We start from the raw sequence: 16,878 nt of genomic DNA on the forward strand, positions 1-16,878 counted from the left end.
CAAGACAAGGCCCACGTGCAACATACCGGCGTTCTAAGTTGCAAGACAAGGTCCACGTGCAACATTCGACGACACTATATTCCGACATTCCATTCTTCGAAAAATTGTTCTAAAAACATTAGCATAAATTTATGTCTATCTTCTGCGATTTCTTTTCCTCTAACTGTATTCATTTGGTCTTTAAGTAATAATAATTTTTCATAAAAGTGATTAATCGCAGTATTAGGCTCATTATGATATTGATCTGCTGTTATCGTATTTAAATCTCTAGGTTTTGAATCTGTAATATGCATAGGTTCATTAAAATGACCTGCAAATTGAAATGTTCGAGCAATACCTATAGCACCTAAAGCGTCTATTCTGTCCGCATCTTGTACAACTTTACCAGCTAAACTATTAAGCTTACCTTTATTTTTGCCGCCTTTATAGCTGATGTATTTTAAAATATGAATGATTTCTTTTTGTATTTCAGTTGAAAGTTGTACTTTGTTCATCCATACGTATAAATTATCCCAAGCTTTATTTGAGTCTTTAAATAATTTTCTATCTACAGAATCATGTAGCAAACTTGCTAATTCTACTATGAAAGTATCTATTTTTTCATGTTTAGCTATATCTAAAGCGAGATGTCTCACTCTCATAATATGTTCAAAATCATGACCCGTTGTATCCTCTTTGTGTAATGAACGGGCATGACGTTCAGCCTCTTTTATAATCCATTGTTTATCCATATCATTTTCTCCTTAAAAAAATCCGGGACATAAATAATTGTCCCGGACTGTATATTATATTGGTAAAGGTGACTAAGTGGGACTACGAAACCTTTTTCACAAAATAAGATTTTTGTCTCACTCTCATATTGTTTAAAGAAGTGGTGTTAGCAATCGAGCTAAACCTTCTTTAAGTTTTATCCATGTACTTCTACTATCATATTTTTCAATAGTTAATGTTGAAGAATGTTTCATATCGTTTTGATATGCTAATCTTGATGATTCAGCTATTTCCTCATCATAAATGAATGCATTGACTTCAAAGTTTAATACGAAGCTTCTGTTATCCATATTAGCCGTACCGATACTTACAATTTCGTCGTCTATAACGACCATTTTTGAATGAATGAAACCTTTCTCATATATATGAACATTAACGCCGGCTTTTATTAATTCACCAACATTAGCGTAAGTAGCCCAATAAACAAAAGGATGATCTGGTTTATTAGGTACCATGACGTTCACATCTACACCAGATAATGCAGCTATTTTCACAGCGTCCAAGAATGATGAATCAGGTATAAAATATGGTGTTTGAATATAGATATTTTTTTTAGCTTCTGAAATCATTTTAAGATAACCATATTTGATTTGTTCCCAGTCTTCGTCGGGACCACTGGAAGCAATTTGCACACCAACTTTACCTCCAGATTCAACATCTGGGAAGTATCTTGATTCATAACGCATTTTGTCACGTGTTGATTGAGAGTTCCAATCCATCATAAATCTAAGTTGTAAGGCATTAACAGAGTCGCCTTCTAATCGTAAATGCGTATCTCTCCAATAACCGAACTTTTTATCTAGTCCTAAATATTCATCGCCAACATTAAATCCACCAACATAACCAACTTCGCCATCAATCACTACGATTTTTCTATGATTACGGTTGTTCATTCTAAAGTTAATGAGAGGTAATTTAGAAGGGAAGAAACTTGCCACTTCTCCGCCAATTTCTCTAAACTTTTTGAATGATGAAAGGTTAAGTTTACGTGAGCCCATATCATCATATAACATTTTGACTTCTAAGCCTTCGTGTAATTTCTTCTCGAGTTCGTATAATATTTTTTTACCTAGATTGTCTTTTCTAAAAATATAATACTGAATATGTATGTAATGTTTAGCATTTCTAATATCTTCGATTAATGCATCGAATTTATCATTGCCATCAGTAAAAATTTTCACTTTATTATCAGTTGTTAAAAAGGCTGAATTATTGTATAAAAGCATATGAATTAAATGTTTATAATTCGCGATTTCTGGTTTATCTACTTCGAAATTATTTTCATCAATTGCTTTAAGTTGTTCATTAACAATATGTTCTAAACCTATTTTATCTTGTTCATCTAAATTAAAGATGCTTTTATTCTGAATTTGTCTACCAAATAATAAGTATAAAAAGAAACCGAGTAATGGTACGAATAATAATACTAACAACCATGCCCAAATTGCGCTCGCTTCTCTACGTTCTAGGAATATGATAACAAATCCAAATACAACGTTTAATATAAATGCCAATACCAATAGCACTGATATAATAAGAGAAAAATCAAATGAAAAATTTGGTACAAAATTCATATCAATGCCTCCATTTCTGTATCTTTAAACTAGTATAATACATTTAAAATAAAAATGGAAAGGTTGTATTTGACCATTTTCATATATATACATATAATTAAACAAAATAGGTATATATATAAATCAATGTAAATAAATAAAAATATGATTAGGAGATGTTCATAATGAAAGAACGTATCATAGATGTTGAAGGAATGAGTTGTGCTCATTGTAAACAAGCTGTAGAAGAATCAGTAGGGCAATTAATTGGTGTTAAAGAAGTTGTAGCAAGCCCTGAAGATAATCAAGTGCGTGTTGTATTTGAAGATCCAGCAAGCATAGATAATATTGAAAATGCAATTTTTGATGCAGGATATGAAGTTATTTAAGATATAAATGTTAAAATTTTAGTATAAATTAACAAAATATATAGAAAAATAACAAAATAGTCCATTTGAAGTATAGTCAAATACTATATAATAATGTAAAATGATAATAAGATATTTAATTTGAATAAGAGGTGGTACCCATGAAACAACCTAAGTCAAAGGTAAAGAATGTGGTCAAACTTTTATCATCATTAGGCGTAAACATAACAGAAACAAAGTCTCGCATTGAGATTATGCGCAGTTTACCAAACGTAGCTACAAATAAATTGAAATAATTGTTCAGTAGATTGTGTATAAATTGAGTTTGGAATAAATATCTCCAATCTCAAATAAGAAAGGATTTATTCATTAGGTTTTTATCTAATGAATAAATCCTTTTTTTATTTATCTTCTTTGACAACTGCAAATTTATCTTTTTCATGATAATAAATTGATAGGATAATACCTATGCCGGCCATAAGCGACCATAGTGAAGATCCGCCGTAACTAATAAACGGTAAAGGTATACCTGTAATAGGTAACAACTGTATCGTCATACCAATATTTTGTACAACATGGAATAGTACAAATGTTAAATAACCAATGATGAAAATAGCATTGAACGGATGCGAAGTAGTCGTTGCCAGTTTTATGAGATGGAAGAATAACATTAAAAATATTATAAGCACCGCTATTGTTCCAATAAAACCAAACTCTTCACCAATTATAGAGAAAATAAAATCGGTATGGTTTTCTGGTATATATACTTCGCCGTTATTCAGTCCTTTACCGAATATTTGGCCGGAACCGATTGCTTTTAAAGATTCTGTTAAATGATACCCGTCTCCAGAACTATATGTGTATGGATCTAACCAAGAATTAATACGTCCAAATTGATAAGTTTGAACGCCTGAAACTTTTTCAATGATACTTGGCTTATAAATCATTAGCAAAATAACACTAGATCCAAAAGCAAATAATGCTATAAACACTGGAGCCAAAATTCGCCACGTAACGCCTGATACGATAATAACACCTAAAATAATCGCTATTAAAACTAAAGTCGTCCCTAAATCGTTTTGGAACAAGATTAATCCCATTGGAACGAGAGAAGTTAAGAAGATTTTGAATAATAAATTAAAATCTCTTGTTATTGATTTATTATATGTAAACCTATTATGTTGATAAACAACATTTGCTAACACCAATATTAATATAATTTTCATAAACTCGGATGGTTGAACACTTATTGGTCCAAGTCTGTACCAACTTTTAGCGCCATTAATAATCGGTGTAAAACTTGATTCAGGTGACACTAATAAACCAACTAAAGACAGGTTACCTAAGATGTAAACAATCCATACATATTTACGTATTGTTTTTGGCGATATAAATATTAAAATTATGGCCAAAATAAAGCCCATGGCATAATACAAAACTTGTTTTAACAAAAAGTTTGTTCCATATTGTCCACTAGACATTGCTGAATTGATAATTAAACAGCTTGTTGCAAATAGAAGAAGGACGATAAATATTAATCGCCAATCGATTCTTTGAATAAATGACTTATTTAATGTACGAGTAGAAGTTTCCATTAATATACTCCTTTAATTAACGCTAAATTACATATTTTCCATTATAACTCGATTGTACATAAGATGGTACAATTTTGCCATTTTCAAGAAGTTAATTTTTAAATTAAAGATGTAGAAAGGTGCAACAATCATTAAAAACATGATAAAATGTAGTCTACTAATTTACATGGGGGCGTCTTAATGTCTAAAGAAAATATATGTATCATTTATGGTGGGAAAAGCGCAGAACATGATGTATCTATTCTCACAGCACAAAATGTGATAAATGCAGTAGATTTAAATAAATATAACGTAGATATTATTTACATAACAAATGATGGTGATTGGATAAAAGGAGCAGAGTCCATCGATTATAAAATTGAAGATATTGAAAAGCTACGTCTTCAATCTGACGAATTAACACCTATCTCAAGACTATTAGAACAAAGTAATCACGGTGAACCGTATAATGCGGTATTCCCATTATTACATGGACCTAATGGTGAAGACGGTACAATACAAGGTTTATTCGAAGTCTTAGATATACCTTATGTTGGAAACGGGGTACTAGCTGCGTCTAGTAGTATGGATAAATTAGTGATGAAACATTTATTTGCACATAGAGGATTACCTCAGTTACCATATGTCAGCTTTTTAAAAAGTGAATATGAAAAGTATGAACATAATATTATTGAACTTATACAAAACAAATTAGAATACCCAGTGTTCGTTAAACCAGCTAACTTAGGGTCAAGTGTTGGTATAAGTAAGTGTACAAATAAAGAAGAATTACTTGAAGGCATTAAAGAAGCTTTTCAATTCGATCGTAAACTTGTTATTGAGCAAGGTGTTGACGCGAGAGAAATAGAAGTTGCAGTATTGGGAAATGATTATCCTGAAACAACTTTACCTGGTGAAGTTGTAAAAGAAGTTCAATTCTACGATTATAAATCTAAATATCAGGATGGGAAGGCAAAACTTCAAATTCCTGCTGATATAGATGATGAAACTGCAACTACTCTACGTAATATGGCAATAGAAGCTTTCAAAGCAACTGATTGTTCTGGTTTAGCAAGAGCAGACTTCTTCTTAACAGAAGATAACACTATATATATAAATGAAACAAATGCAATGCCAGGCTTCACACAGTATAGTATGTATCCATTATTATGGGAAAACATGAATCTTAGCTATACTGAATTAATTACAAAGTTAATTGAACTTGCTATTGAGAGATATAATAGTAAAAAAGAAATTAAATACAAAATTGACTGAGGGTTATACTTATGAAATTTAAATTAAGTAAAATAAAAGATTGGATAGATTGCGAAGTTCAAGATGAATTTTTAGACACATATGTTGACGGTACTTGTATTGACTCTAGAAGCTTAACAAAAGGACAATTGTTCATTCCATTTAAAGGAGAGAACGTTGATGGCCATCGATTTGTTAAACAAGCTTTAGCTGATGGAGCAGGTGCTGCCTTTTGGCAAAAAGACATACCAAATCCACCTGGAGGTCCGATTATTCAAGTAGAAGATACTTTAAAAGCTCTTCAAGATTTAGCTAAAGCGTATTTAAAATATGTGAATCCAAAAGTTGTTGCTATAACTGGTTCAAATGGTAAGACAACAACTAAAGATATGGTAGAAAGTGTACTTCGTCAAAACTTCAAAGTAAAAAAAACACAAGGTAATTATAATAATGAAATTGGTTGCCCGCTTACGATATTGGATTTAGATGAAGACACTGAAGTTTCTATATTAGAAATGGGTATGAGCGGCTTTGGAGAAATAAGAGAATTAACGAAAATTGCACAACCAGATATTGCAATAATCACAAATATTGGCGAATCACATATGCAAGATTTAGGATCTAGAGAAGGAATAGCAAAAGCTAAATTCGAAATCGCTGAAGGTTTAGATGAAAATGGCATCTTGATTTACGATGGTGATGAACCGTTACTTCAACCATTAGTTGCAGAATTAGATAAGTCATCAATTTCTGTTGGTCTCAATGATCAAAATAAAGTTAAAATATATACGAACCAAACTTCAAGTAGTGGTATTAACTTTAATTTGAATAATGAACATATTGTCTATCATTTAAATATATTAGGTGCACATAACGTGAAAAATGCAACATATGCTATTCAAGTCGCTAAGCAATTAGGTGTAACTGATGATGTTATACAAAATGCACTTGCAGATTTAACGATTACAGACATGAGAATGCAACAAATTGATACATCTCAATATGGTTTATTTATAAACGATGCTTATAATGCTAGTCCTACGAGCATGAAAGCAGCAATTGATACACTTCATAATATAGAACAAAAAGATAAAACAATTGTTTTAGCGGATGTATTAGAATTAGGTTCTATCAGTAAAGATATGCATGAACAAGTGGGGTTATATTTTGAAGGTAAAGATATTCAAAGACTTTTAACTTATGGACAAGAAGCGGCGCATATTTATAATAAGGCACAAGGCTTTGTAACTGATGCTCGTCATTTTGAAAACAAAGAAGATATAAAAACATATTTAAGCAAACATTTAAATTCTGATTCTGTCACTTTATTTAAAGGTTCGAGAGGAATGTCACTTGAAACGATTATTGATGAACTAAAATGAAATTAGGCATACTTTTTTTACATGGGTACACAGGTGGCAGATACGAATTATTACCATTGATTGAGTATTTAAGTGAACGCTATGATTTCATGCTAGAAGCACCAGAATATCCAGGACATGGTTCACTTCTATTATTAAAAGGAACAGACGAAGATATGTGGTTCGAAAAAGCGAAACAATCATACAAGCTGCTAAGTAAAAAAGTAGATAAAATTGTTATAGTAGGCTTTTCTATGGGAGGAATCATTGCAGGGTTACTTGCTAAAATACATCCTCCAGACAAATTAGTTTTGATAGCGCCAGCTTATGAGAATGTTAATATTAAATATTTAGCTAAAAATCCATATAGATTTATTAATAACATGAGATACGCTGATGTTAAAATTTTAGAAATGATTCTCCTAAGAACAATTAGAATTAATTTTGAATCCTTTCTATCGTTTAAGAAATTACAACAAAGAGCTTTATATATACCAGAACAAATAGTTTCACCAACTTTAATTATACATGGTACAATAGATGGACTAGTACCAATTGAAAAATCTCGTCAATTAGTTAAAAGAATGAAACATGCTAAATTGGTAGAAGTTGATAGAGGACCACATGAAATTTGTATATCAAAAGTTAATAAAACTGTTTTTTATGAAGTTGAAAAATTTATATTTAAAAATAAAAAAATATTTTAAAACTGGGCTAAACCCTTTTTTAGCGCAGTTTTTTTGCATTTTAATTAGTGAAAATTAAATGTAAACTACAGTTTTATCAGATTGCGCTATTGTAAAAAGGGTGGTAGTATATAGAAGTTGAATAAAAAAGACGAGAGAATTAACTATATAAAAGGAGAATTATTTTGCAAAAATTTAAAGAATTAGGTATTTCCGAAGCTACCTTAAACGCTTTGGACGGAATGGGATTTACTGAACCAACACCTATTCAAGTGGAGAGTATTCCACATACATTAAATGGTACAGATGTGTTAGGTCAAGCACAAACTGGTACAGGTAAAACAGGTGCTTTTGGTATTCCATTAATAGATAAAGTAGCCGACAAACAAGGCGTACAAGCATTAATACTTGCACCGACGCGTGAATTAGCAATGCAAGTAGCAGAACAATTACGTACCTTTAGTAAAGGTCAAAACGTAAATGTTATCACTGTATTTGGTGGTATGCCAATCGATAGACAAATTAAATCATTGAAAAAAGGACCTCAAATTGTAGTAGGTACTCCTGGACGTGTTATTGACCACTTAAATAGAAAAACGTTAAAAACAGATTCTATTACCACTTTAATATTAGATGAAGCAGATGAAATGATGAACATGGGCTTTATAGATGATATGAGATTTATAATGTCTAAACTTCCAAGTGAAAATCGTCAAACATTACTATTCTCTGCTACTATGCCTAAAGCAATTCAAGAATTAGTACAAAAATTCATGAAGAGCCCTAAAATCGTTAAGACGATGTCAAACGAACTTTCTGATCCTCAAATTGATGAATATTATACTATTGTTAAAGAACTTGAGAAGTTCGAAACTTTCACAAACTTACTAGACGTACAAAATCCAGAATTAGCAATTGTATTTGGCCGTACAAAGAGACGTGTAGATGAATTAACAAGTGCTTTAATCACTAAAGGTTATCGTGCTGAAGGTTTACACGGAGATATTACACAAGCTAAACGTTTAGAAGTATTGAAAAAATTCAAAAATGACCAAATTGATATTCTAGTTGCTACTGATGTAGCGGCACGTGGATTAGATATTTCTGGCGTAAGTCATGTTTATAACTTTGATATTCCTCAAGATACTGAAAGCTATACTCACCGTATTGGTCGTACAGGTAGAGCAGGTAAAAAAGGCGCTGCAGTAACATTTGTTAACCCAATTGAAATGGATTATATCCGTCAAATTGAAAAAGCAAACAAACGTCAAATGACTGCTTTACGTCCACCAACACCAGGTGAAGTAATGAAAGCAAAAGAATCAGATGTTAAAGATAAAGTTAAAAAATGGGTAGAAAACCCAATTGAAGGCCGTATCGAAAAAATTGCTGAAGAATTAATCAGTGAATACGGTAATCAAAAATTAGTAGCAGCTTTATTACAAGAATTAATTAAATCTAATGATGAGGCTGACGTACAATTAACATTTGAAAAACCATTATCTAAAAAATCTGGTTACAAAGGTAAACAAGGCAACCGCAGTGGTGGCGGTAGTCGTGGTAAATCTAGAACTAGATTTGATGGCAAAAACAAACGTCGTAGCAATGATAAAAACAATAATTTTGACCGTAATAAAGGTAAAAATAATAAACCTAGTAAACCACGTTCAAAAAAACAATTCTCAGGTAGAACATTCGCTGAGCATTCAAAATAATAATTAAAAAAGACGCATAATCTCAAAGGTTATGCGTCTTTTTTTATGATATAATACACCTAAATTGTAATGGAGAAGGAGATAGTATGTATAAAAAAGTTTTAGATAACAAAATGCCAAAGCAATCTATAAAATATGATTATATCGATCATTGTATTTCAATTGTTTTTTTAATTTTGTTATACAGTGTTTTTATTTGGTTATGGCAAAGGTTTGATTGGTGGCATTTTCTAATTTATCCTGTTACAGCCTTATTAGTAATCATAATTGTTTTAGGTTTTATAAATCCAATTATACGATTGAAGCGAACTTCATTTGAAATAAGTGAACACTCAATTGAAATTCAAAAAGGGTTATACTATCAAAAGCGTTCAGTACAGCCTATTAATAGAATTCAATTTATTGAAATTGAACATGGACCAATTTCTAGAAGATTTAATATATATTTCGTTGTAGTCGTAACAGCGGGCAGTAAGGTCAGACTACCAATGGTTAATCGAGAATTAGCCGAAGAAACAAGGAAGAAAATCATTACTAAAGTAAAAGAGGTGACAGATGATGTTTAATCCTCAAAAATTACATCCAATCTCATATGTCAGTGGATTGTTACAATCTATAAAATCCAATTTATTCCCTTTAATTATAGGTATCTTTTTAGTAATTAGAAGTGGGTTCGATAATATTTTCGAGTTAATATTTCCAGGGGCTATCTTAATTTTTTCAGTATTGGGCACAATTACTAAAAGTATTAAAATATACAAAACAAGATATTGGATTGAAAATGACCAACTTATTATGACATGGGGCGTTTTTTCTAAAAATAGAAAAGAATTAAACATTGCACGTATACAATCTATGGATACATCTCAAAATATAGTCCATCAAATATTAGGTGGTGTTAATCTAAGTGTAAAAACTGCAAGTGATGGTATAGAACTAGATACAGTCACTAAAAAACAAAGCGATGATTTATCTAATTACATAAAAGAAAGAAAAAATAAAATTAAAAATGCAAATAGTAAAGTTAGTGATAATGAAGCTGATTTAAATGATGAACATAAAGAAGAACGAAATGAAAATGAACAAGAAACGATAAATGAGAAAGAAGATGTCGTTTTCTACAGATTATCAGTAAAAGAATTATTGAAGATGAGTTTTACAAGTGGTGGTATTTTAATAGTGTTCGCAGCTTTAGGGTCACTGTATGGCTTTTTAGCACAAGTTATGGATGTCGAAGCATTAATAGATCCGCTTATTAACCAATTTGTTAATTTAACAGTTATTATGGTAAGTTTAGGCGTAATATTTGTTATATTGAGTTATATTATTGGTTCATTAATTGTCTTTGTTAAGAACTTTAGGTATCAGCTAACGTTTGACGGAGAACTTTTAACTGTAAAATACGGATTGTTAACAGTTAAGAAAAGAACAGTACCAATTACAAGAATTCAAGCATTGAAAGAAGAAGAAACACTTTTTAGAAGAATGATTGGTTATACTAAAATTTCTGCAATTATAACGACAGACGGTAATTTTGAAAATGCTGAAGAGTTAGATGTTACACATGTAACGATATTACCATTTTTAAAGAAACAGAAAGCATACAACTTACTTGAAGAAATTATTCCACAATTTCAATTTAAACCAGTAAAACAAGGATTACCATTACAAGGAATTAGAAGAAGAATTTTTATTCCAAGCTTATTTATTATCGCTATTGTATTACCTATACAAATATACTTATGGTCATACACTTGGATTATAGGAGCGGCAATTATTTTAATCATGTTATTATATGCGACTGTTCAAACTACAAAATCCGGATTTAAAGTATTTGATGATTCGATTAGTATTTTAAATGCATCGCCATTTGAATATGAAACAATTTGGGCAAATAGAGATAAAATTTTAACGTATGAGTTAAACGAAAATCCTATTATTAAAAGAAAAGATATAGCACATTTTAATATTCATCTTGCATATGGTAATGGAATGTTGTCTAAAGGCTTGAGATTTATTAATAAAAAAGACGCTATCGATATTTATAATTGGTATAAGGAAAAGGAGGTAAGTGAAGATGCTTCCTAAACATAAAATGGATCCAAAAGGAAAAACAGTTGAACGAATAGGTACTCTGATTACTTTAGCAATAATTTTAATCATAACAATCGCTATGTTTGTCGTACTTAAATTGTGGTTAACAGATATTTCGAAATGGTTTATATTAATTCCTATTGGAATAGGTTTGATTATTGGTATATATGGCTTAATCATTCAACCATATTATATGTACCGCAATTTCCGTTATGACATAACAAATGATGAAGTAAATATTAAATCAGGTATTTTTATGATTGAAGAATCGACAATACCGATGGGTAGAATTCAGAATGTTGACTTGTATGAAGGTTTTTTCATGAGAAAATTTAACTTAGCTAGTATTTCATTATCTACTGCAGGTGGAAATAGCGGATTAAAATATTTAAAAGTTGATATAGCAAACGAAATTAAACGTTCTATACAAAATAGAATTGATGATAATAAAGATGAATATGAAAATGAAGGTGAAAACGTATGATTCACGGAGTAGGGATTGATTTAATTGAGATTGACCGCATTCGTGATTGGTATAATAAACGACCATCAATGGCACAAAAAATACTCACAGATGATGAAATAGAAATATTTAATAACATTTCTTTAGAAGATAGGAAAGTAGAATTTTTGGCAGGTAGATTTGCTGTAAAGGAAGCTTTTACTAAAGCAATGGGAACAGGTATAGGAAAAGATTATGGATTTCATTCTGTTAGTTGTTTACCTGATTCAAAAGGGAAACCGAATATTAAATGTGAGGGATTTATAACGCATGTTTCCATTGCACATACTCAATCGTACGCGGAAGCATTTGTTGTAGTAGAAGTGGATAATAGTAAGCAAGAATAACAGCGATATGATAAAATACAAATATTATACAAGGAGGTGCTTTGCTGTTGTCCGAAAAATATTATAGGCCAACTTATATCAACGTTGATCTACCAGCGATTCTAGAAAATTATCAAGCAGTAGGCCGTTTACACCCAAATAAAAAGATTATGGCGGTAGTTAAAGCTAATGGATATGGATTAGGAAGTGTGCCAATAGCAACATATCTTATGAATGAAGGGGTAGACTTTTTTGCTGTTGCTACTTTAGACGAAGCAATAGAACTGAGAATGCATGGTATTAAAGCTAAGATTCTAGTATTAGGTGTAATCAACACTCAAGATATTAATAAAGCAGTTCAACATAGAGTAGCAGTAACGGTGCCATCAGAAGAATGGTTATCAAGTGCAATTGAATATTTAAATGATGAAACAGATAAGCCACTTTGGATGCATGTTAAAATAGATACAGGAATGGGTAGAATCGGACTGAGAAGTATCGAATCATACCAACATGTCATTAATACGATTGAAACGAATGAACGTTTAATTTTTGAAGGTGTTTATACCCATTTTGCATCTGCTGATGAACCAAATGACTTTTCTGAACAACAATATAATTTATTCGAGAAATTTGTAGAATCTTCACATACTCCAGAGTATGTTCATGCTCAAAATTCTGCTGGTGCTTTAAGATATGACGCATCTATTTGTACTGCTGTAAGGTTTGGTATTTCACTATATGGATATTATCCATCACAATATATACAAGAAATTTCAAACTTGAAATTAAAGCCAGCAGCACAACTTGTAACAGAAGTTGTTCAAACTAAATATCTCGAAGCAGGCGATACTGTTAGTTATGGAGCAACGTACACGACCTCAGAAAAAACGAAAGTAGCAACTTTGCCTATTGGTTATGCAGACGGTTATTTAAGAAAAATGCAAAATACGTACGTTAATGTCAATGGTTCTCAGTGCCCTGTAATAGGTAGAGTTTGCATGGATCAAACAATGATTAAAGTACCTGATGATGTAGAAGTTGGAGATAAGGTTATTCTCATGGATAACGATATAGATTCGGAACAGTCAGCTGAAAAAATTGCAAACGCTTTAGATACAATAAATTATGAGGTGCTTTGTAATCTGAAAAAACGATTACCACGTATATATTACGCAGGTGAAAATAGTGAAATTACAAATGAATTACTAAAATGATATAGTCAAAACTAAATACATTTGTTATGATATTAATAACTTAATTTTCATAATTTTAACGCTTAATTAATCTGGAGGTATTTGTTATGACATCGTTAACACAAAATCGCAATCAAAGTTTAGAACAAACACTGAAAGAAGGATACCGTTATATGGCTGATTTAAATCTCTCCCTTGCGTCTGAAGCATATTATAGTGAATGTGAAGCTTGTGATTCTAATGAGTCACACTTAACTTCTCAACAAGGTGAATAAATGAGAAGAGGAGATGTATATCTCGCAGATCTTTCTCCAGTAACTGGTTCTGAACAAGGGGGAACAAGACCAGTCGTTATTATACAAAATGACACAGGTAATAGATATAGTCCGACTGTTATTGTAGCAGCGATTACTGGGAAGATTAATAAAGCTAAAATACCTACACATGTAGAAATTGAAGCAGCGAAATATAAACTAGATAGAGATTCAGTTATTTTGCTAGAACAAATTAGAACAATCGATAAGAAACGGTTGAAAGAAAAATTAACATATTTATCTGATGCAAAGATGAAAGAGGTTGATTCTGCAATTGCAATTAGCCTCAATCTCACTTTGCAATATAAATTTGATACATTAGGTAATACATAGGATATTGAATATATGTTTTAGAAGAATTATACATCTTTTAAAGCAACAATCGCTTTAGGATTAGCCTAAAGCTTTTTTAGTCTTTTAGAAACGAGGTGACTTTGTGTCAGAGCAGAAGAAGCAATATTATCAACAATTATTGTTAGAATACGTAAATACTTCAAATGATGATATTCTATCAAATTGCCAAACTTATTCTAATGAAGCAATTGAAGATAATGTTTCGCCAGAAGAAATCGTGCAATTGCATTTAGAAATCATTCGCGATCAAAATGATTTAACAAAACAACAGATTGTAAGTTCTTTTGACGTATTAATAGAAGTAATCATTGGCTATGGTTTCACATATAGAGACTATAAGAAATTGTTAAACAAGATTAAAATTCATGATAAGGAAATGGATGTGGCGTCAAGTCTACAACAAACGATGCTGAAACCCCAAATCCCTCAGTTTGATAGCATTCAAATTGGGGCAATTTCTGTGCCAGCACAAAGAGTAAGTGGAGATTACTTCAATTTGATTGACCATAATGATGGCACAATGAGCTTTGCAGTGGCAGATGTTATAGGGAAAGGTATTCCTGCAGCACTTGCGATGAGTATGATTAAATTTGGAATGGACTCATACGGCCATTCTCAATTACCAAGTGATGGTTTAAAACGTTTAAACCGAGTAGTCGAAAAAAACGTTAACCAAAATATGTTTGTCACGATGTTTTATGGACTTTATGAGGAAATTAATAATATGCTTTATTATAGCTCTGCTGGTCATGAACCTGGTTATATATACAGAGATCAAACTGGAGAGTTTGAGGAAATGACCGAAAGAGGAATTGTACTTGGTGTAAATAAACATACAAGGTATAAACAAAGCGAAATTAAAATTGAATTGCAAGATATGATTATAGTATTTACAGATGGCGTTACTGAATTAAGAGATCAGCAAAATGAATTCATCAAAACTAAAGATTTACTTAATATGATAAAAGAACATAAACAGTTACATCCACAAGATATCGTACAAATACTATATGAAGAGCTTGTGAAGCTTCAAAATCCTAACAAACGAGATGACTTAACGATATTAATTGTAAAACGTGTAAAATAATAAGATTAATATTAAATATATAGGGTAGATATTAATGATGAAAGTCTAATATAAGTAGGGGTGTAAGGAAGAATGAATCTTAACATTGAAACAACAGAACATGAAAATTATTACGAAATAAAGGTTGGCGGTGAATTAGATGTATACACTGCGCCAGAACTACAAGAAGTTTTACAACCAATTAGACAAAAAGGAACTCATGATATACATGTAAACTTGCAAGATGTGAGTTATTTAGATTCTACCGGTTTAGGTTTATTTGTTGGCACATTAAAATCATTAAACGAGCATGGGAAATCTTTATATGTACTCGGCGTATCAGAAAGAATTGAAAGATTATTTGAAATTACGGGTCTTAAAGAACTCATGCATGTCAACAAGGGAACGGAGGTAAAATAAAATGACATCTAACTATGATTATATAGAGATGAGATTTCCTGCAGCAGCGGAATACGTAGGACTAGTAAGATTAACATTATCTGGTGTCTTCAATCGTGCTGGTGCTTCATATGAAGATATAGAAGACTCAAAAATTGCAGTATCAGAAGCGGTCACAAACGCAGTGAAACATGCTTATAGTGATAAAGTTGATGGAGAAATACTTATCGGTTATCTTGTATATACAGATAAAATTGAAATCATCGTTTCTGATTCAGGTAAAAGCTTTAACTATGAAGAAGCTAAAAAAGTGTTAGGTCCATATCAAGAAAGTGATAATGTTAATTTCATGAGACAAGGCGGATTAGGTTTGTTTCTTATTGAATCATTAATGGATGAAGTGAGTGTTCAAAAAGACGCTGGTGTTACAATAAGTATGATAAAGTATTTATCTAAAGAGCAGGTGCAAACACATGACGGAAGAGTCCAAAGCTTATAAAGAAGTTTCACCAAATGAAATAAATGCATGGATTGCAGACTATCAGGAAAATAATAATAATGATGCTCAAGAAAAACTTGTATTACATTATCAAAAGTTAATCGAATCATTAGCTTATAAATATTCTAAAGGTCAAGCACACCATGAAGATCTCGTTCAAGTAGGTATGGTCGGGTTGTTAGGCGCAATTAAAAGATTTGATACATCGTTCGAACGTAAATTCGAAGCTTTTTTAGTGCCGACAGTAATTGGTGAAATTAAAAGATATCTTAGAGACAAAACATGGAGTGTACACGTTCCTAGAAGAATTAAAGAAATTGGCCCAAAGATTAAAAGAGCTAATGAAGAGTTAACGAATGAATTAGGTCGTTCGCCTAAAATTATTGAAATTGCAAATAGGTTAGAAGTAACAGAAGAAGATGTATTAGAAGCTATGGAAATGGGACAAAGTTATAATGCATTGAGTGTCGACCACACTATTGAAGCAGATAAAGATGGATCGACTGTTACGCTGTTAGATATAATGGGAGATTCAGAAGAAGGTTACGATTTAACTGAAAAAAGAATGATACTTGAAAAAATTCTACCAATATTAACAGAGCGTGAACGGGAAATCATTCAATACACGTTTATAACAGGCTTGAGTCAGAAAGAAACTGGAGAAAAAATTGGACTTAGCCAGATGCATGTTTCTAGATTACAAAGAACCGCAATTAAAAAGTTGCAAGAAGCAGCCATGAAGTGAATAAACTATAACGATAGAGAGTCTGGGACATTTATTTATGTCTCGGACTTTTTTATATTAATAATAAGTTAGCAATAATTTCAATTTCGTGATTTATGTTA

At 31.4% G+C, this 16,878-nt stretch carries 20 protein-coding genes; 17 read left to right on the forward strand and 3 right to left on the reverse strand.

Annotation, left to right across the window (positions count from 1 at the left end):
• Positions 1-74: 74 nt before the first annotated feature.
• Positions 75-731 (reverse strand): HD domain-containing protein, encoded by a 657-nt coding sequence (locus tag ACNMOQ_RS04050; RefSeq protein ID WP_416350269.1) that lies wholly within the window; start codon positions 729-731, stop codon positions 75-77.
• Between the two features lie 132 nt (positions 732-863).
• Positions 864-2,345, reverse strand: coding sequence for a cardiolipin synthase (gene cls / locus ACNMOQ_RS04055; RefSeq protein WP_369964800.1), 1,482 nt, complete (start codon positions 2,343-2,345; stop codon positions 864-866).
• Between the two features lie 164 nt (positions 2,346-2,509).
• On the opposite strand from cls, the gene ACNMOQ_RS04060 reads away from it, so the two are divergent.
• Together ACNMOQ_RS04060 and ACNMOQ_RS04065 are read left to right on the forward strand one after the other, a co-directional pair.
• Positions 2,510-2,713, forward strand: coding sequence for a copper ion binding protein (locus ACNMOQ_RS04060; protein ID WP_016999705.1), 204 nt, complete (start codon positions 2,510-2,512; stop codon positions 2,711-2,713).
• Between the two features lie 140 nt (positions 2,714-2,853).
• Complete coding sequence (locus tag ACNMOQ_RS04065) at positions 2,854-2,988, forward strand: Lmo0850 family protein (protein WP_016999704.1); 135 nt, start codon at positions 2,854-2,856, stop codon at positions 2,986-2,988.
• A gap of 105 nt (positions 2,989-3,093) precedes the next feature.
• Here ACNMOQ_RS04065 and ACNMOQ_RS04070 read toward each other — a convergent pair whose 3' ends face one another.
• Entirely contained in the window at positions 3,094-4,287 is a 1,194-nt protein-coding gene (locus ACNMOQ_RS04070) for an FtsW/RodA/SpoVE family cell cycle protein (protein WP_135021140.1), read from the reverse strand.
• 180 nt (positions 4,288-4,467) lie between these two features.
• On the opposite strand from ACNMOQ_RS04070, the gene ACNMOQ_RS04075 reads away from it, so the two are divergent.
• From ACNMOQ_RS04075 to sigB, 15 genes are all read left to right on the forward strand, one after another.
• On the forward strand, positions 4,468-5,541 hold the full coding sequence (locus ACNMOQ_RS04075; protein ID WP_135021142.1) for a D-alanine--D-alanine ligase: 1,074 nt from the start codon (positions 4,468-4,470) through the stop codon (positions 5,539-5,541).
• Positions 5,542-5,552: 11 nt separating this feature from the next.
• Complete coding sequence (locus tag ACNMOQ_RS04080) at positions 5,553-6,902, forward strand: UDP-N-acetylmuramoyl-tripeptide--D-alanyl-D-alanine ligase (protein ID WP_416350270.1); 1,350 nt, start codon at positions 5,553-5,555, stop codon at positions 6,900-6,902.
• A complete protein-coding gene (locus ACNMOQ_RS04085; RefSeq protein ID WP_325889999.1) occupies positions 6,899-7,588 on the forward strand; it encodes an alpha/beta hydrolase in 690 nt (229 codons plus the stop codon). Before ACNMOQ_RS04080 ends, ACNMOQ_RS04085 begins: the two co-directional genes overlap by 4 nt.
• Positions 7,589-7,752: 164 nt before the next feature.
• Positions 7,753-9,282, forward strand: coding sequence for a DEAD/DEAH box helicase (locus tag ACNMOQ_RS04090; protein WP_064210827.1), 1,530 nt, complete (start codon positions 7,753-7,755; stop codon positions 9,280-9,282).
• Positions 9,283-9,368: 86 nt separating this feature from the next.
• Positions 9,369-9,848, forward strand: a complete 480-nt coding sequence (locus ACNMOQ_RS04095; RefSeq protein WP_416350271.1) for a PH domain-containing protein — start codon at positions 9,369-9,371, stop codon at positions 9,846-9,848.
• Positions 9,838-11,370, forward strand: coding sequence for a PH domain-containing protein (locus ACNMOQ_RS04100; protein ID WP_325890001.1), 1,533 nt, complete (start codon positions 9,838-9,840; stop codon positions 11,368-11,370). Before ACNMOQ_RS04095 ends, ACNMOQ_RS04100 begins: the two co-directional genes overlap by 11 nt.
• Positions 11,360-11,860, forward strand: coding sequence for a PH domain-containing protein (locus tag ACNMOQ_RS04105; RefSeq protein WP_016999696.1), 501 nt, complete (start codon positions 11,360-11,362; stop codon positions 11,858-11,860). The genes ACNMOQ_RS04100 and ACNMOQ_RS04105 overlap by 11 nt, the downstream gene beginning before the upstream one ends.
• Positions 11,857-12,225, forward strand: a complete 369-nt coding sequence (gene acpS / locus ACNMOQ_RS04110; protein WP_278825475.1) for a holo-ACP synthase — start codon at positions 11,857-11,859, stop codon at positions 12,223-12,225. The genes ACNMOQ_RS04105 and acpS overlap by 4 nt, the downstream gene beginning before the upstream one ends.
• Positions 12,226-12,272: 47 nt before the next feature.
• A complete protein-coding gene (alr, locus tag ACNMOQ_RS04115; RefSeq protein WP_135031096.1) occupies positions 12,273-13,421 on the forward strand; it encodes an alanine racemase in 1,149 nt (382 codons plus the stop codon).
• 86 nt (positions 13,422-13,507) lie between these two features.
• Entirely contained in the window at positions 13,508-13,675 is a 168-nt protein-coding gene (gene mazE / locus ACNMOQ_RS04120; protein ID WP_016999693.1) for a type II toxin-antitoxin system antitoxin MazE, read from the forward strand.
• On the forward strand, positions 13,676-14,047 hold the full coding sequence (locus ACNMOQ_RS04125) for a type II toxin-antitoxin system PemK/MazF family toxin (protein ID WP_016999692.1): 372 nt from the start codon (positions 13,676-13,678) through the stop codon (positions 14,045-14,047).
• A gap of 103 nt (positions 14,048-14,150) precedes the next feature.
• Positions 14,151-15,155 carry a SpoIIE family protein phosphatase gene (locus ACNMOQ_RS04130; RefSeq protein WP_016999691.1) on the forward strand — a complete coding sequence of 335 codons (1,005 nt, stop codon included), beginning with the start codon at positions 14,151-14,153 and terminating at the stop codon, positions 15,153-15,155.
• Between the two features lie 72 nt (positions 15,156-15,227).
• Complete coding sequence (locus tag ACNMOQ_RS04135; RefSeq protein WP_016999690.1) at positions 15,228-15,554, forward strand: anti-sigma factor antagonist; 327 nt, start codon at positions 15,228-15,230, stop codon at positions 15,552-15,554.
• 1 nt (position 15,555) lies between these two features.
• Positions 15,556-16,032 carry an anti-sigma B factor RsbW gene (rsbW, locus tag ACNMOQ_RS04140; RefSeq protein WP_016999689.1) on the forward strand — a complete coding sequence of 159 codons (477 nt, stop codon included), beginning with the start codon at positions 15,556-15,558 and terminating at the stop codon, positions 16,030-16,032.
• A complete protein-coding gene (gene sigB, locus ACNMOQ_RS04145) occupies positions 16,007-16,777 on the forward strand; it encodes an RNA polymerase sigma factor SigB (RefSeq protein WP_016999688.1) in 771 nt (256 codons plus the stop codon). Before rsbW ends, sigB begins: the two co-directional genes overlap by 26 nt.
• Positions 16,778-16,878: the final 101 nt, after the last annotated feature.

Source organism: Mammaliicoccus lentus (genome assembly GCF_947036595.1).
Taxonomy (GTDB): domain Bacteria; phylum Bacillota; class Bacilli; order Staphylococcales; family Staphylococcaceae; genus Mammaliicoccus; species Mammaliicoccus lentus.

What these genes read in the sequence shown, in the direction of transcription:
- ACNMOQ_RS04050 (WP_416350269.1), bottom strand. Translation starts at nt 731, where the DNA reads ATGGATAAACAATGGATTATAAAAGAGGCTGAACGTCATGCCCGTTCA.
- cls (WP_369964800.1), bottom strand. Translation starts at nt 2,345, where the DNA reads ATGAATTTTGTACCAAATTTTTCATTTGATTTTTCTCTTATTATATCA.
- ACNMOQ_RS04060 (WP_016999705.1), top strand. Translation starts at nt 2,510, where the DNA reads ATGAAAGAACGTATCATAGATGTTGAAGGAATGAGTTGTGCTCATTGT.
- ACNMOQ_RS04065 (WP_016999704.1), top strand. Translation starts at nt 2,854, where the DNA reads ATGAAACAACCTAAGTCAAAGGTAAAGAATGTGGTCAAACTTTTATCA.
- ACNMOQ_RS04070 (WP_135021140.1), bottom strand. Translation starts at nt 4,287, where the DNA reads ATGGAAACTTCTACTCGTACATTAAATAAGTCATTTATTCAAAGAATC.
- ACNMOQ_RS04075 (WP_135021142.1), top strand. Translation starts at nt 4,468, where the DNA reads ATGTCTAAAGAAAATATATGTATCATTTATGGTGGGAAAAGCGCAGAA.
- ACNMOQ_RS04080 (WP_416350270.1), top strand. Translation starts at nt 5,553, where the DNA reads ATGAAATTTAAATTAAGTAAAATAAAAGATTGGATAGATTGCGAAGTT.
- ACNMOQ_RS04085 (WP_325889999.1), top strand. Translation starts at nt 6,899, where the DNA reads ATGAAATTAGGCATACTTTTTTTACATGGGTACACAGGTGGCAGATAC.
- ACNMOQ_RS04095 (WP_416350271.1), top strand. Translation starts at nt 9,369, where the DNA reads ATGTATAAAAAAGTTTTAGATAACAAAATGCCAAAGCAATCTATAAAA.
- ACNMOQ_RS04100 (WP_325890001.1), top strand. Translation starts at nt 9,838, where the DNA reads ATGATGTTTAATCCTCAAAAATTACATCCAATCTCATATGTCAGTGGA.
- ACNMOQ_RS04105 (WP_016999696.1), top strand. Translation starts at nt 11,360, where the DNA reads ATGCTTCCTAAACATAAAATGGATCCAAAAGGAAAAACAGTTGAACGA.
- acpS (WP_278825475.1), top strand. Translation starts at nt 11,857, where the DNA reads ATGATTCACGGAGTAGGGATTGATTTAATTGAGATTGACCGCATTCGT.
- mazE (WP_016999693.1), top strand. Translation starts at nt 13,508, where the DNA reads ATGACATCGTTAACACAAAATCGCAATCAAAGTTTAGAACAAACACTG.
- ACNMOQ_RS04125 (WP_016999692.1), top strand. Translation starts at nt 13,676, where the DNA reads ATGAGAAGAGGAGATGTATATCTCGCAGATCTTTCTCCAGTAACTGGT.
- ACNMOQ_RS04135 (WP_016999690.1), top strand. Translation starts at nt 15,228, where the DNA reads ATGAATCTTAACATTGAAACAACAGAACATGAAAATTATTACGAAATA.
- rsbW (WP_016999689.1), top strand. Translation starts at nt 15,556, where the DNA reads ATGACATCTAACTATGATTATATAGAGATGAGATTTCCTGCAGCAGCG.
- sigB (WP_016999688.1), top strand. Translation starts at nt 16,007, where the DNA reads ATGACGGAAGAGTCCAAAGCTTATAAAGAAGTTTCACCAAATGAAATA.